A 14,334-nucleotide genomic window follows, 5' to 3' on the forward strand; every position below is an offset into this window, starting at 1 on the left:
GTTGGTGTGCCGATCCGGCCGGATGCCGTAGTTCTCGAGATTCCGAGCAGGAGTGGTCTTCAATGCCCCAGATGTGGGTCCGCAACGCGGTGGCCGAAGGGATCGGTGCCTTCGTGCTGACCTTCGTCGCCCTCATGACCGTCACCACTGGTGACATCACCCCGTATGCGGTAGCTCAGGGTTTGACGATCCTCGCCCTGGTAGCGGCTCTCGGACACGTGTCGGGTGGCCATTTCAACCCGGCCGTGACACTCGCGTTCCTGCTGGGCAAGCGGATCGATGTGGTCGGTGCGTCCATCTACTGCGCCGCGCAGCTGATCGGTGGAATCCTGGCTGCGCTGACGGTGTTGCTCACACTCAGCCGCGACACCGTCGCCGCCGGGGTGCCAGTGCCTGGCACCGAGGGAGATCTGAACATCTTCGGCGCAATCGTGATCGAGGCGGTCGCGGTCTTCGTAGTGGTTCTCGTGGTGCTCGGAACCATCGTCGATCAGCGGGCTCCGCTGTCGGTGTATCCATTCGCCATCGGCCTGGCCTACGCGGCAGGGATCTTCGCGATTGGTGGTTTCACGGGGGGTGCTTTGAACCCGGCGCGGGCGTTCGGCCCGGCCGTGGTCGGCGGGGAATGGGAAGGCATCGCCTCCTGGCTCATCGGGCCGCTCGCGGGAGCTGTGCTGGCGTGGCTGCTCTTCGAGTTCGTCATCGCCCGCCCCGTGGATGAGGAAGACATGCTCGAAGAGGCCGAACCCCAGCCGGCGCGAATCGCCGACGACGGGCGCATCCCTGGTGAACCCGCCGCTGAGGGTGAGGAGAAACCGCAGGAGAAGCCGCGTGGCCCGCAACAGCCACCGCCTCCGCCGCCGGCCAGCAAGGATCTGCCGGCGTCGCACAAGGGTCTGCTCGACCAATAGCCTCCGGAGCTCGTGAAGAACCCGCGCCCTTGAACGCGCGGGTTCTTCAGCTCGGCGGGGGAGGAGGCGGTGTCTGTTCCGCCCGCGCCGCGTCCTTAGCCATGCGGGTCGGGTGCTCACGCCAGGCCGTGGTGATCGGCACCCGGCGGTCGCGTCCGAAGTTGCGCTCGGTCACCTTCGGCCCTGGTGGGTACTGCCGCCGCTTGTACTCGGCGGCATCGACCATCTGCAGCACCCGCTGCACCAGTTCAGGTGCGAAGCCCGCCTCGATCAACTCATCGCTGCCCCGGTCCTGCTCGATGTAGTGGTCGAGTAGATCGTCGAGCAGCGAGTAGTCCGGTAGCGAGTCGGAGTCGAGCTGCCCCGGACGCAGTTCCGCGCTGGGTGGCTTGTCGATCGAGTTCTCCGGAATGGGCGGCTTCTCGCCGCGCTCGGTGGCCACCGAGTTGCGCCAGCGGGCAAGCTCCCACACGAGCGTCTTGGGCACATCCTTGAGTGGCGCGAAGCCACCCACGGCGTCGCCGTAGATCGTGGAGTAGCCCACCGCGAGCTCGCTCTTGTTCCCGGTGGCGAGAACCAGGTGACCATGCTGGTTGGACATGCCCATGAGCGCCACTCCGCGCACTCGGGCCTGCAGGTTCTCTTCGGCCAGTCCGGTGAGCTTCAGGTTGTCCAAGTATGCCTGCACCATGGGCGCGATGGGCACGGTCTGAAACGACATCCCGGTGCGCTCGGCGAGCTCCTGGGCGTCGCTTTTGGAATGCTCTGACGAGTACACGCTCGGCATCGATACGCCATGGACGTGCTCCGCGCCGAGGGCGTCGACCGCGACGGCCGCGGTGACGGCGGAGTCGATTCCGCCGGACAATGCGATCACCACGGAGTTGAAACCATTCTTGCGGACATAGTCCCGCAGGCCGGTGACCAGCGCGGCATAGACCTCGGCGAGGTCGGACAGCGCGGGCGCCACGACGCCGGGCTCCGGGGTGTACGCGGGCAGCGGTTCGCTGGTCAGTGTGGTGCGGCGGACCCGGAAACCGGCCGCCTGCTCCTCGGCGTTCGCCCACGGCTCTGGCGCGGGCGCCGTCGGCGCGGGTAGGTCGAGGTCGACGACGAGGCACCCTTCCTCGAATTGAGGCGCGCGGGCCAGAAGTTCGCCCTTGGCGTCGACGACGAGGGAGTCGCCGTCGAAGACGAGTTCGTCCTGACCTCCGACGAGGTTCACGTAGGCCAGGGCGGCCTTCGCGTCGAGCGCGCGGCGCCGGACGAGGGCGAGCCGGTTGTCGTCCTTGTTCCGCTCGTAGGGAGAGCCGTTGAGGACGAGGAGCAGGCCGGCGTCGGCTTCGCGTGCCACGGCCACCGGGCCGCCGTCCTGCCAGAGGTCTTCGCAGATGGCCAGGGCAATGTCAACGCCATGCAGGCGAATCACGCCGAGGTGATCACCTGGGACGAAGTAGCGGAACTCGTCGAACACGCCGTAGTTGGGCAGGTGATGCTTCGCCTGGCGGGCCAGTACGCGTCCGCCGTACAGGACGGCGACCGAGTTCTGCGGGGACCCCTTGGGGCGGCCCACCCGCGAGATGCCCGCTGTGGCGTCGTCGCGACCCAGATAGCCCACGACCACCCCCACATTGCCAAGGCCCTCGTCGTTGAGCCGGGTAGCCAGACGTTCCAGCGCAGCACGGGACGCGTCGACGAACGACGGGCGCAAGGCGAGGTCTTCGATCGGATAGCCGGTCAGCACCATCTCCGGGAACGCCACCAGATGGGCGTGCTGCGAAGCGGCGTGCGCGGTCATCCGGACGACGAGCTCGGCATTGGCGTCGAGAGCTCCGACCGTCGGGTTTACCTGGGCGAGGGCGAGTCTGATCTGCGGCACACCGTCGAGCGTATCGACAACGTCCCACGATCCCGCGCACATGGCCGGGGTGTATGGCCGCGTTGTACTCGTAGTCGCCTGGTTTGGGCGGGTCACGTTACGTCGCCGACACCGGCGTAAGGCACACTGTGGCCGTGGAGAAGCAGCAGGAATTCGTGCTCAGGACGCTTGAAGAACGCGACATCCGGTTTGTCCGGCTGTGGTTCACCGACGTGCTCGGCTACCTGAAGTCGGTGGCGGTGGCCCCGGCCGAGCTCGAGAACGCCTTCAACGAAGGCATCGGGTTCGACGGCTCGGCTATCGAGGGTTTCGCTCGGGTGTACGAGGCAGACATGCTGGCCAAGCCCGACCCAGCCACCTTCCAGGTGCTGCCTTGGCGTGGCGGAACGGCGAGAATGTTCTGCGACATCCTCATGCCCGACGGCTCGCCGTCGTACGCCGATCCGCGCCACGTCCTGAAACGAGCGCTGGGCCGGGCGGCCGACAGCGGGCTCACCTTCTACACCCACCCCGAGGTCGAGTTCTTCGTCTTCAACGAGGCGCCCAAGCGGGGCCAAGTGCCCGAGCCGGTCGACGCCAGCGGCTTCTTCGACCACACCGCGCACGGTGTCGCCCAGGATTTCCGGCGCGATGCCATCACCATGCTCGAAGAGATGAGCATCTCGGTGGAGTTCAGCCACCATGAGGTCGCTCCGGGCCAGCAAGAGATCGACCTGCGCTACGCCGACGCGCTCGCCACCTCGGACAACCTGATGACCTTCCGTGCGGTGGTCAAGGAGGTGGCGCTGTCGCAGGGGCTGTACGCGTCGTTCATGCCGAAGCCGTTCACCGACTACCCGGGTTCTGGCATGCATACCCACGTGTCGTTGTTCGAGGGTGACCGCAACGTCTTCTTCGAGGCCGGCGCTCAGTATCAGCTGTCGAAGTCTGGGCGCTCGTTCATCGCCGGCCTGCTGCGCCATGCGCCTGAGATCACTGCGATGACGAACCAATGGGTCAATTCGTACAAGCGGCTGCAGGGCGGGGGAGAGGCGCCCGCGTACGTGTGCTGGGGCCACAACAACCGCTCCGCGCTGGTGCGGGTGCCCATGTACAAGCCGGGCAAGGGGCAATCGGTTCGGGTGGAGTTCCGCTCGCTCGACTCGGCCTGCAACCCCTACCTCGCCTACGCCGTGCTGCTCGCCGCCGGGTTGAAGGGGATCGAGGAAGGCTACGAGCTGCCTCCGGAAGCCGAGGATGACGTATGGGCGCTCACCGATCGCGAACGCCGGGCACTCGGCATCGACCCGCTGCCGACGTCGCTCGACGAAGCCATCCGGGCCATGGAGAACTCCGAACTCGTGGCCGAGACACTCGGCGAACATGTCTTCGAGTTCTTCCTGCGGAATAAGCGTCAGGAATGGGATATCTACCGCCGTCAGGTCACGCAGTACGAGCGGGACATCATGCTGCCCGTGCTCTGAAACCGTAGCCAGTTTGAGACAGGCTTTTCGCCCTGTGGTGGCCGGGAGGCAAGCCACGTCTGCTCATCGACAACCTGAGTGTGGACGATTCGTCAACTGCGAATGACTTCTGGGCGACAGGAAGTAAAGAACGGATGACGTGTCGGAAAAGTAATCGGTCAGGCTCTATGAAGCGGGTGTAGCGGCGATCTAACGTGTGGCCGCAGCACCTGTGTTCCACGGTCGGCTCCCGGCCGCGGCACACGGGTCGGCGGAGATCCATCCACACGACATGGAGCGACGTGAAGCGCGGTAGACGAGGCCATGGCGTTGCGTGACAACCAGCGCGAGGCGCCACCACCCGCCGGGCCCGCTCGGCCCGGATCCGCAACAGAGGAAGAACGCCGCGAGGAGATGCGCCGCGGCCGGCGCCGATCCCGTCGCCGCGAGGCACTGATCTTCCTTGCCTTCACCATTCCCAACCTGGCGCTGATCGGGCTGTTCACCTATCGGCCGCTGTTCAGCAACGTCTACTACTCGCTGCTGCAGTGGAACATGGGCTCGCCCACCGCGCGCTTTGTCGGGCTGGACAATTACGTCAACTGGTTCAGCGATCCGCACAGCTGGAACTACCTGCGGATCACCGTGATCTTCACCGTGGCGACGGTGGGCGGCACGATCGCCATCGGCCTGCTTGTCGCGACGGTGCTGAACCAGAAGCTGCACGGGCGTGGGTTCGCCCGCGCAGTGGTGTTCGCGCCCTACGTGCTGTCCGGCGTCGCCGTCGGGCTGGTGTGGATGTTCATGTTCGATCCGCAGTTCGGCGTGATCGCACCGCTGATCCGGGCCGTCGGCGCCTCGCCGCCCAACTGGTACAACAGTCCCGGATGGGCACTGGTGATGGTGATCATCGTCTACATCTGGAAACACCTCGGCTACGCGGCCGTCGTCTACCTCGCCGGACTGCAGATCATCCCGCGCGACCTGCTCGAAGCAGCTGCGATCGACGGCGCGAGCAAGTGGCGCACGTTCCGGTCCATCACGTTGCCGCTGCTGTCGCCGATGACGTTCTTCCTCTTGGTCACCGTCACGCTGAGTTCGATGTCCATGCAGTCCTTCGAGCTGATCCACTCGATGACCAGGGGTGGCCCGGTGGATGGAACCACAACGCTGATGTATCAGATCTACCGCGAGGGCTTCGTCACGGGCCGGGCCGGCTACTCAGCGACCGTGGCCACGATCCTGTTCTTCATCTTGCTGGGCGTGACGCTCCTGCAGATGCGGTTCCTGGAGAGGAAGGTGCATTACTCGTGAGCCTGCCTCGGGAGCCAGGTTCCAGCGTCGAGCCGTCGCCCACCCCTGTTGATCATGGGCAGATCACGCCCAAAACGGGCCGAGAAGCGGCATCCGCCCATGATCAACGCGGTAGGGGTGGACCGGTGCCGCGGGATGGCAAGAGTGGGCCGCCGCCAGAACAAGTCCGGCGGCTCCTGAGCGGCTACCTGCCCCTGCTGCTCGCCGTCGTGGTGATGATGGCGCCGCTGATCTGGATGCTCATCTCGTCGATCAAGACGCGTCCGGAGATCTTCACCGTGCCGCTCCAGTGGCTGCCAGAACAGCCGTACACGGGCAACTACGCCGAGGTGGTGGAGCGTTACCCGTTCGGGCGCTTCTTCCTCAACAGCGTCATCGTGACGGTCGTCGGCGCGGGCGTCAAGGTGCTGCTGGCCATGTTCACCGCCTATGCGCTGGTGTTCATCCGGTTTCCGGCCAAGAAGCTGGTCTTCATTCTGATCATCGTGGCGCTGATGGTGCCGCCGCAGGTGGTGATCGTGCCGAACTACACGCTTATCGCGGATCTGGGCTGGCAGAACACGTACCTCGGGATTATCGTGCCGGGCCTTGGCACCGCCTTCGGCACGTTCTTGTTGCGTCAGCAGTTCCTGACCCTGCCGAGTGCGATCGTCGACGCGGCGACGCTCGACGGGGCTGGGCACTGGCGCAAACTATGGCGCGTCGTCGCGCCTATCTCCGCACCCACGATCGCCACGGTCGCGCTCGTCACGATCGTCTCCGAATGGAACGAGTACCTGTGGCCGCTGATCATCGTCGACCGGCCCGAGATGATGACGCTCCCCGTGGCGCTCACGCTCATGCAGAACGCCGACGGCACCAACAACTGGGGCGTCCTGATGGCCGGCACCGCCATGGTGGTGCTGCCCGTGCTGATCGTCTTCACCCTGCTGCAACGCCACATCGTCGCCGGCCTCACCCAAGGGGCCACGACCGGCTGACACCCACCGAGCACCTCCCGGAAGGATCCACGATGTCCCACCGCCACCTGCATCTCCCACCCGAGCGGCGCCTCGTCGTCCCCTCTCGTCCCCTCGACCGCCGGAGTTTTCTCGGGCTCGGCGCGGCGGGAGCCGCCGCCCTGACCCTTGCCGCCTGCGGAGGACCGTCGACCAGCAGCGACGATGCCGATGCCGCCGACGATGCCACGGCCGACGACTTCAGTCGTGTGACACCCGCCAGTGAGATCACTTTCTGGAGCGTGCACCCGGGCAACTCCCGCGAGGCGGACGAGGAGCTGATCCGGCGCTTCGAGGAGGCCAACCCGGACATCTCCGTCACGCTCGTGACGGCGGGCGCGGACTACGAGGAGGTGGCGCAGCGTTTCCAGACCGCGCTACAGGGTGACGACCGCCCGGACGTGATCATGCTCTCGGATGTCTGGTGGTTCAAGTACTTCCTCAACGGCACCATCACGCCGCTCGACGCGTTGCTGGAGGCTGAGGAGGTGGAGCTCGACGACTTCCACGACACGCTCATCGGCGACTACCAGTACGACGGCCGGCAATGGGGCATGCCCTACGCGCGGTCGACGCCGCTGTTCTACTACAACAAGGAGCACTGGGCCGACGCCGGCCTGCCGGACCGCGGCCCGGAGACGTGGGACGAGATGGACGAATGGGCGGAGGCGCTGGAGGCCAATCTCAGCGGCCAGCAGAAGGTGTTCCACCACGTCAAGGGTGCGTCGTACGTCGCGTGGATCTTCCAGTCGATCATCTGGGCGTTCGGCGGGCGCTACAGCGACGACGACTTCACCATCACCCTCGACAGTGACGAAGCCATCGCCGCTGGCGAGTACGTGCGTAGCCAGGTCAACGAGCTCGGCTATGCCGGCGTCACGCCGGACGACAACATCATCGACCTCTCATCCGGTGGAATCTCGTCCACTATCGGGTCTACCGGCAGCTTGTCCGGGCTGCTCGAAGGGTCGTCGTTCGAGGTGGGGGCTGCGTTTCTGCCGGAGAAGGAGCAGTTCGGCTGCCCAACCGGGGGTGCGGGACTGTCGATTCCGTCGGGTCTCGAGCCGGAGCGGCAGCTGGCCGCCATGCGATTCATCAAGTTCGTCACCGAGCCGGAGCAAACGGCGTACTACTCCGAGAGCGTCGGCTACATGCCGGTGCGTAAGTCCGCGGTGGGCATGATGGAGGAGGCCTTCGAACGGGAGCCGCAACGCCGGGTCGCGCTGGAACAGCTGGAGCACACCTCGCCGCAGGACGCGGCCCGGGTCTATATCCCGGACGGTGATCAGATCCTGGGCCGCGGCCTGGAGCGGATCATGCTGCAGAACGAGCCGGCCGACCAAGCCTTCGAGGTCGTCGCGAACGAGCTGACCACGTCCTACGAGGAGAACGTGGAGCCCGTCATCGGCTGATCCGCCCGCCCTAGGTCCCATGATCATTGGCCTTTGACCACCGGATTCGGGGGTGAAGTGCCAATGATCATGGGGCTGGGCGTAGCGTACTCGGGTGCGGAGATCGTGGAAACGGCATACGCCGGTCCTCGCGGCCATCGCCGCCGGGGGAGTGGTCGGCGCCGAAGCGCGGTATGCACTGACGTTGCTGAACGCTGATCCGCCCGCGTTTCCCTGGGTGACGCTCGTCGAGAACATCACCGGTTGCTTCCTGATCGGTGTGCTCATGGCCGTGCTGACGCAACTCACCGCCCCGCATCCGCTCCTGCGACCCTTCCTCGGTATCGGGGTTCTGGGCGGGTACACGACGTTCTCGGCTTACGCGGTCGAGGTGCGTGTGCTCCTGCTCGACGATCGCGCCCTGGCCGCGCTTGTCTACCTCGTCGTCACGCCAATAGGCGCTTTGGGTGCGGTGCTGCTCGCGACGCGCGGCACACCGGCGTTGCTGCGCATGCTCCGGCAACGAGGAACGGACACGAGCTAGTGTCGGATACGGAGGGACTCGGGCAGATGGATCTCACAGGACCGGCCAGGCGGTTGTCGATCGTGATGGGTGAGACAGACACCTGGCATGGCAAGCCGCTGTACAGCGAGATCGTGCGCCGTGCGCATGCCCGTGGTCTGGCTGGTGCCAGCGTGTTCCGTGGTATCGAGGGCTACGGCGCGTCCAATCACATCCACACCACGCGGATCTTCAGCTTGTCCGAGGATCTGCCGGTCCAGGTGGTGATCGTCGACAATGCCGCGAAGATCGAGGCATTCATCGACGAGATCGAACCGATCGTGGTCGGCGGTCTGATCACGCTCACTGATGTTGAGGTCGTGCGCTATGCGGGGCGTTCGGATGCGGCAGGCAGCGAGGCCGATCAGGGGCCGGACGTGGGCGGTGATCGTGACGCCGGTGGCGGACCCCGGCCCGGCTCGGACGGCGCGGGGGAGCCCCGGTGACGGCCATGCTGGTGGCGCTCGGGGCTGCGGTGGGCGCCCCGCTACGTTATGCCACGGACCGGTTCATCCAGGCGCGCTTCAGCCCGGTCTTCCCGTGGGGGACGCTGGCCGTCAACGTCGTGGGCTCGTTCATCGTCGGCGTGGTGATCGCGTTGTGGACCGACGGCCGCCTGGACGACGACGCCGTGGCGCTGGTGGGCGTAGGTTTTTGCGGGGCGCTGACCACCTACAGCACGTTCAGCTATGAGACGTTGCGCCTGTTCGAGGGCGGCGCCCGGTGGTACGCGCTGGCCAACGTCGTGATCAGCGTGGTGGCTGGTGTCGCCGCCGCCGCCCTCGGCTGGGCCATCGCCTCATGATCATGAACACTAGTTGACCATATTCGTCACGAAGTGTTCATGATCATGGGGAAGGGGGTTTAGCGGCGCATCGCTCCGTCCACCCGGCGCGGAATGCCCAGCGGATTGCCGTCTTGCAGGGCTTCCGGCAGGAGGTCGTGCGGGAACGCCTGATAGGTGACCGGTCGCATCCAGCGCCGCACCGCGGTCGCGCCCACTGAAGTGTGCAACGGATTGGTGGACGACGGCCATGGTCCGCCGTGCTGCATCGCCCACGAGACGGCGACGCCGGTGGGCCAGCCGTTCCAGATGAGCCGGCCGGCGCGTGGGCGCAGCACATCCAGTACCGGAGCCATCGCCTGGACATCGCTCTGCTCACCGTGAATGGTGGCGGTCAGGCTGCCTTCGATCGACTGCAGCGCGTTGATGAGTTCGTGGGTGCTGGCGTACTCGACGATGAGCGAGCTGGGCCCGAAGCACTCTTCGGCCAGGCGGTCGGCGGCTTCGGTGAAGTTCTCGGCGGAGGTGACGAAAAGAGATGGCACCCCCCATGCGCCGGGTTCGGTATGCAACCGAGGACTGATCAGGCTCCGGACCGAAGGATGTGCGGAGATCTCCGCGCTGATCTGGGCGTACGACTCCGCGATGCGGTTGTTCAACATGGGCGCGGCCGGAACGGCGCTGACGGCCTCGGCGAGCGCGGATTCGAGATTGTGACCAACCGGCAAGAACAGCAGACCGGGTTTGGTGCAGAACTGCCCGGTGCCCATCGTGAACGAGTTGACGAACTCGGTGGCGATGTCACTGCCGCGGGCTCGGGTGGCGGCCCGGGTCACGACGGTGGGGTTGATGCTACCGAGCTCGCCGTAGAACGGGATCGGATCGACGCGCCCGGTGGCGAGGTCGAACAACGCCCGCCCGCCGGTGGTGGATCCGGTGAAGCCGGCAGCTCGGATGCGTTGGTCGACGACGGCGTCGCGGCCCGCGCTCTGGCCGAAGATGACGGTGAACACACCTGCGGGCAGATTCTGGTCGGCCACCACCGAACTGATGATCTCGCCCGTCCGGCGGGAGAGCTCCGGGTGGCCCTCGTGCGCCTTGACGACGACGGGACACCCCGCGGCCAGTGCCGACGCGGTGTCTCCACCGGCGATGCTGAATGCGAAGGGGAAATTGCTCGCGGCGTAGACCAGCACGGGGCCAAGCGGCTCGAGCTGACGGCGGAGATCGGGACGCGGCACCGGCTTGCCGTTCGGAGCCGGCGTATCGATGGTGGCTTCGAGGAACGAGCCTTCCTCGATCACCTCGGCGAAGTGCCGTAACTGGCCGGTGGTTCGGGCGATCTCCGAGGTCAGCCGGGCCTTGCCCAATCCGGTCTCGGAATCGGCCAGCGGGATGAGCTCGTCGGCGCGATCGTCGAGCTTCTTGGCGATGGCGCGCAAGAGTGCGATCCGGCCGCTGAGTGACTCCGTGGCGAATCGCTTGGCCGCGGACTTGGCCAGCGACAGCGTCGAGTTCAACTCTGCCGGTGGTGTTTCGGACACGCCCGCACCGGCTGGTTCGCCCGTGCGCGGGTTCATACTCTCAACCAGAGTCATTTATTCTCCCCGTACCAGTCCGCGGGTTCTTGTGCGACGGCGAACAGCGCCAGGCGACAAGTTTCCCGGACTGCTCCGCCAATATCGGTCTGTGTCTGCCCAGGACAGGGCGCCGGCGTCGTCTCCACCTGAAAACCGGTTTCGCTTCGGGCGTGGCTCGATGTCCAGACACCGAACTCCTCCTCCGCGTTGCCAGTCGGGAGCAAACGATCCGTACCCGGACCCGGCGATAGTATATGAGCAGGCACTTTTGATCTTATTGATACATCTTGGTAAGCATGTGAGTTTTGATCTTAGTAGGTCTTTTGCATGGTGGGCCATGGTGCGTTCGGCTGAGTGCTGACCCACATCATTTCCGAAGCCCGTTTCCTGCGATGAACGGCTGCTGGAGAACCAGGTGAAGCCCGGAAGGGTCCTGGCGCGCGGTAAGTTCATTGGCGTGAACGCACGTTCTCCACGTTCCCCGAGCCGAGGTGCTGAGTTGGCCCGGGCCGGCTTCACTGACACGGAAGCGGCGATGCGTGAGTTCAGCAGACCTCCGCTCGACGCGGTCGGCGCGGATCCGGAGCTTGTCGCCATGCTGGCTCAGGTCGCTGATCCTGACCTGGCCCTGCGAGGCCTCGGAAGGCTGCTCGAAGCAGTAGGCGACGATGGCCGCCGGCAGCTACTCACGGCACTGAGCAGCCACGACGCCCAGGCGGTGCGCGTGCTCTCGGTGCTGGGTTTCAGCGCTTCTCTAGCGGACCATCTCGTTCGCCACCCAGAACATCTGGCGGATCTCGCCGCCGACGTCCCGCAGCACCGCCCGGACTCGGATGCGATCCGGGCGCGCATGCTGGCGGCCGTGGGCGCCGACCCGGCTGCGGCGGAGCCGGTTGCCACTGGGGACCCGGGACAGTTTCTCACCGCGCTGCGCATCGGGTACCGGCGTGAGCTGCTGTGGCTGGCCGCCGTCGACCTTGCCGAAGGCACCGACATGCCGGTGATCGGGGCAGAGCTGGCCGACCTGGCCGCCGCCACGCTCGAAGCCGCGCTGGCGGTCGCTCGAGCCCAGCTTCCGGCCGACGCCGCTCCGTGCCGGCTGGCCATCATCGGCATGGGCAAGTGTGGTGCGCGCGAGCTGAACTATGTGTCCGACGTCGACGTGCTGTTCATCGCCGAACCGCTCGACGACGCCTCGGACGGCGCCGCCGCCATCCGTAGTGCGACTCTCCTGGCCACGGCCGTCATGCGGGCGTGCTCGGACCGTACGGTCGAGGGCACCGTTTGGCCGGTTGACGCCGGACTACGCCCGGAGGGACAGTCCGGGCCGCTGGTTCGCACGATGGCCAGTTACACCAGGTATTACGACGAATGGGCGAAAACCTGGGAATTTCAGGCCCTGCTCAAGGCGCGGCCGGTAGCCGGCGACCGGCGGCTGGGTGAGGACTTCATGGCGGCCATCGGCCCGATGGTGTGGCAGGCCTCGTGCCGGGACGGATTCGTCAGCGACGTCCAGGGGATGCGCCGCCGGGTGGAGAGCCACATCCGGCCGGCCGACGCGGAGCGGGAACTCAAGCTCGGGCCGGGCGGGTTGCGGGACATCGAGTTCGCGGTGCAGCTACTGCAGTTGGTGCACGGCCGCGCCGACGAGACGGTGCGCTTGGCTTCGACGCTGGAAGCCCTGGCCGCTTTGACCGGCGGCGGTTATGTCGGCCGCGACGACGGCGCGCTGCTGGAGCAGGCGTACGTCTTCCTACGCACTCTGGAGCATCGCATCCAATTGCGAGGGCTGCGGCGCACCCACGTGGTGCCGCAGGCCGCCGAAGATCTGCGCATCCTGGCCAGATCCTTGCGGATTCGCAGCGCCGACGAGCTCACGGTCAGGTGGCAGCGTGAGACACGTGAGGTCCGCCGCCTGCACGAGAAGCTGTTCTACCGTCCGCTGCTGTCGGCGGTGGCCGATCTCCCGGCCGAAGGGGTACGGCTGAGCACCGAGGCCGCGCTCGACCGTCTCGAGGCGCTGGGCTACACCGATCCGGCTGGTGCTATGCGCCATATCGAAGCACTGACCAAGGGCGTGTCCCGGCGTGCGGCGATCCAGCGCACCCTGCTGCCGGTCTTGCTCGCGTGGTTCGCCGACGCGCCGATGCCGGACACCGGCCTCGCGGGATTTCGCAGGGTCAGTGACGCCCTTGGCACCACACCCTGGTATCTGAGGCTGCTGCGGGACGACAACGCCGCCGCTGAGCGGATGGCCAAGGTGCTGGCTTCTGGGCGGTACGCGACCGAGATGCTGATGCGGGCGCCGGAGGCGGTGACCATGCTCAGCGGCGACGCCGAGCTCGAGCCACGGGAGCGGGCGCAGCTCGAATCGGAGGTGCGCACGGGTGTCGAGCGCCACGACGATCCGGTCGAAGCGATCGGTGTGGTACGTGCCATGCGGCGGCGGGAGCTATTCCGCACCGCTGTCGCCGACCTGGTCGGGTTGATGCCGATCCGGCAGGTCGGCGAGTCGCTGACCGCGATAGCCGAGGCGACTCTTGCGGGGGCGCTGTCTGCCGCCGTGAAGGCGGTCGAGGCGGAACGGCGCTCGCCGTTGCCGACCCGTCTCGCCGTCATCGCCATGGGCCGCCTGGGCGGCCGGGAAATGGGGTATGCGTCCGACGCCGACGTGTTGTTCGTGCATTCCCCGCATTCAGGGGCCGACGACGAAGAGGCGGCCGCAGCCGCGCTGGCCGTGGCCAACGAGATGCGGCGGCTGCTGGCGATCCCGTCGCCGGAGCCGGCGTTCACCGTTGACGCCGATCTGCGGCCGGAGGGCCGGCAGGGGCCGCTGGTGCGCACACTGGCGTCGTATGCCGCGTACTACGAACGCTGGGGCGAGGTGTGGGAGCGGCAAGCGCTCCTGCGCGCCAGCGGCTGTTGCGGAGATCCGGAGCTGATGCGCCGGTTCGTGGCGCTGATCGATCCGCTGCGTTGGCCGACGGCCGGTCTGACCGATGCACAAGTGCGGGAGGTACGCCGCATCAAGGCGCGGGTCGAGGCGGAACGCCTGCCTCGTGGCGCCGATCGATCCACCCACCTCAAGCTCGGCCCGGGCGGGCTGGCCGATGTGGAATGGTGCGCTCAGCTCCTGCAATTGCGCTATGCGGGCCAGGTCGAAGCGCTGCGTACCACCGCCACCCTGGACGTCTTCGACGTCGCTGCCCAGGAGGGTCTGATGCGCGACGCTGATCGTCGCGTGTTGCACGACGCATGGAGCCGGGCGTCAGCGATCCGCAACGCCACGGTGCTGGTGACCGGGCGGGCATCGGACGCCATCCCGATGGATCCGCAGACGCTGGCCGCGATCTCTCAGGTGACGGGCCACGGGCCGGGGGAGAGCGCGGTGTTTCTCGACGAGTACCGCCGCTCGTCCCGGCACGCGCGGGCCGTCGTGGAACGAATCTTCTACGAAGATCCGCGGTAGCGGC

11 protein-coding genes are annotated in these 14,334 nt (G+C 66.6%); 9 read left to right on the plus strand and 2 right to left on the minus strand.

Translation table 11 applies throughout. The annotated features are described in order from the left end of the window. The first annotated feature begins 62 nt into the window (after nucleotides 1–62). Nucleotides 63–911: an aquaporin gene (locus F7O44_RS09050; protein WP_162449876.1), complete on the plus strand. Its 849-nt coding sequence runs from the start codon at nucleotides 63–65 to the stop codon at nucleotides 909–911. A 46-nt stretch (nucleotides 912–957) separates the two neighbouring features. Here F7O44_RS09050 and F7O44_RS09055 read toward each other — a convergent pair whose 3' ends face one another. Then, on the minus strand, nucleotides 958–2,790 hold the full coding sequence (locus F7O44_RS09055) for an NAD+ synthase (RefSeq protein WP_162449877.1): 1,833 nt from the start codon (nucleotides 2,788–2,790) through the stop codon (nucleotides 958–960). Between the two features lie 134 nt (nucleotides 2,791–2,924). Here F7O44_RS09055 and F7O44_RS09060 point away from each other — a divergent pair, with 134 nt between their 5' ends. From F7O44_RS09060 to crcB (F7O44_RS09090), 7 genes are all read left to right on the plus strand, one after another. Beyond that, the gene (locus tag F7O44_RS09060; RefSeq protein WP_162449878.1) at nucleotides 2,925–4,253 is read left to right on the plus strand and encodes a glutamine synthetase beta-grasp domain-containing protein; all 1,329 of its coding nucleotides are present in this window, start codon (nucleotides 2,925–2,927) and stop codon (nucleotides 4,251–4,253) included. A gap of 303 nt (nucleotides 4,254–4,556) precedes the next feature. After that, on the plus strand, nucleotides 4,557–5,546 hold the full coding sequence (locus F7O44_RS09065; RefSeq protein ID WP_222851201.1) for a carbohydrate ABC transporter permease: 990 nt from the start codon (nucleotides 4,557–4,559) through the stop codon (nucleotides 5,544–5,546). A gap of 125 nt (nucleotides 5,547–5,671) precedes the next feature. Then, a complete protein-coding gene (locus F7O44_RS09070; RefSeq protein WP_343073856.1) occupies nucleotides 5,672–6,526 on the plus strand; it encodes a carbohydrate ABC transporter permease in 855 nt (284 codons plus the stop codon). Nucleotides 6,527–6,558: 32 nt separating this feature from the next. Beyond that, entirely contained in the window at nucleotides 6,559–7,956 is a 1,398-nt protein-coding gene (locus F7O44_RS09075) for an ABC transporter substrate-binding protein (protein ID WP_162449879.1), read from the plus strand. A 94-nt stretch (nucleotides 7,957–8,050) separates the two neighbouring features. Next, nucleotides 8,051–8,479: a fluoride efflux transporter CrcB gene (crcB, locus tag F7O44_RS09080; RefSeq protein ID WP_162449880.1), complete on the plus strand. Its 429-nt coding sequence runs from the start codon at nucleotides 8,051–8,053 to the stop codon at nucleotides 8,477–8,479. A 26-nt stretch (nucleotides 8,480–8,505) separates the two neighbouring features. Next, nucleotides 8,506–8,943 carry a DUF190 domain-containing protein gene (locus tag F7O44_RS09085; protein ID WP_162449881.1) on the plus strand — a complete coding sequence of 146 codons (438 nt, stop codon included), beginning with the start codon at nucleotides 8,506–8,508 and terminating at the stop codon, nucleotides 8,941–8,943. Continuing rightward, the gene (crcB, locus tag F7O44_RS09090; RefSeq protein WP_162449882.1) at nucleotides 8,940–9,302 is read left to right on the plus strand and encodes a fluoride efflux transporter CrcB; all 363 of its coding nucleotides are present in this window, start codon (nucleotides 8,940–8,942) and stop codon (nucleotides 9,300–9,302) included. The genes F7O44_RS09085 and crcB (F7O44_RS09090) overlap by 4 nt, the downstream gene beginning before the upstream one ends. A 59-nt stretch (nucleotides 9,303–9,361) precedes the next feature. Here crcB (F7O44_RS09090) and F7O44_RS09095 read toward each other — a convergent pair whose 3' ends face one another. Further along, entirely contained in the window at nucleotides 9,362–10,879 is a 1,518-nt protein-coding gene (locus F7O44_RS09095) for an aldehyde dehydrogenase (NADP(+)) (RefSeq protein WP_162449883.1), read from the minus strand. 439 nt (nucleotides 10,880–11,318) lie between these two features. Between F7O44_RS09095 and F7O44_RS09100 the strand changes: the two genes are divergently transcribed. Continuing rightward, nucleotides 11,319–14,330 (plus strand): bifunctional [glutamine synthetase] adenylyltransferase/[glutamine synthetase]-adenylyl-L-tyrosine phosphorylase, encoded by a 3,012-nt coding sequence (locus tag F7O44_RS09100; RefSeq protein ID WP_222851203.1) that lies wholly within the window; start codon nucleotides 11,319–11,321, stop codon nucleotides 14,328–14,330. The last annotated feature ends 4 nt before the right edge of the window (nucleotides 14,331–14,334 follow it).

Origin of the sequence: Phytoactinopolyspora mesophila, from assembly GCF_010122465.1 — a bacterium.
Taxonomy (GTDB): Bacteria; Actinomycetota; Actinomycetes; order Jiangellales; family Jiangellaceae; genus Phytoactinopolyspora; species Phytoactinopolyspora mesophila.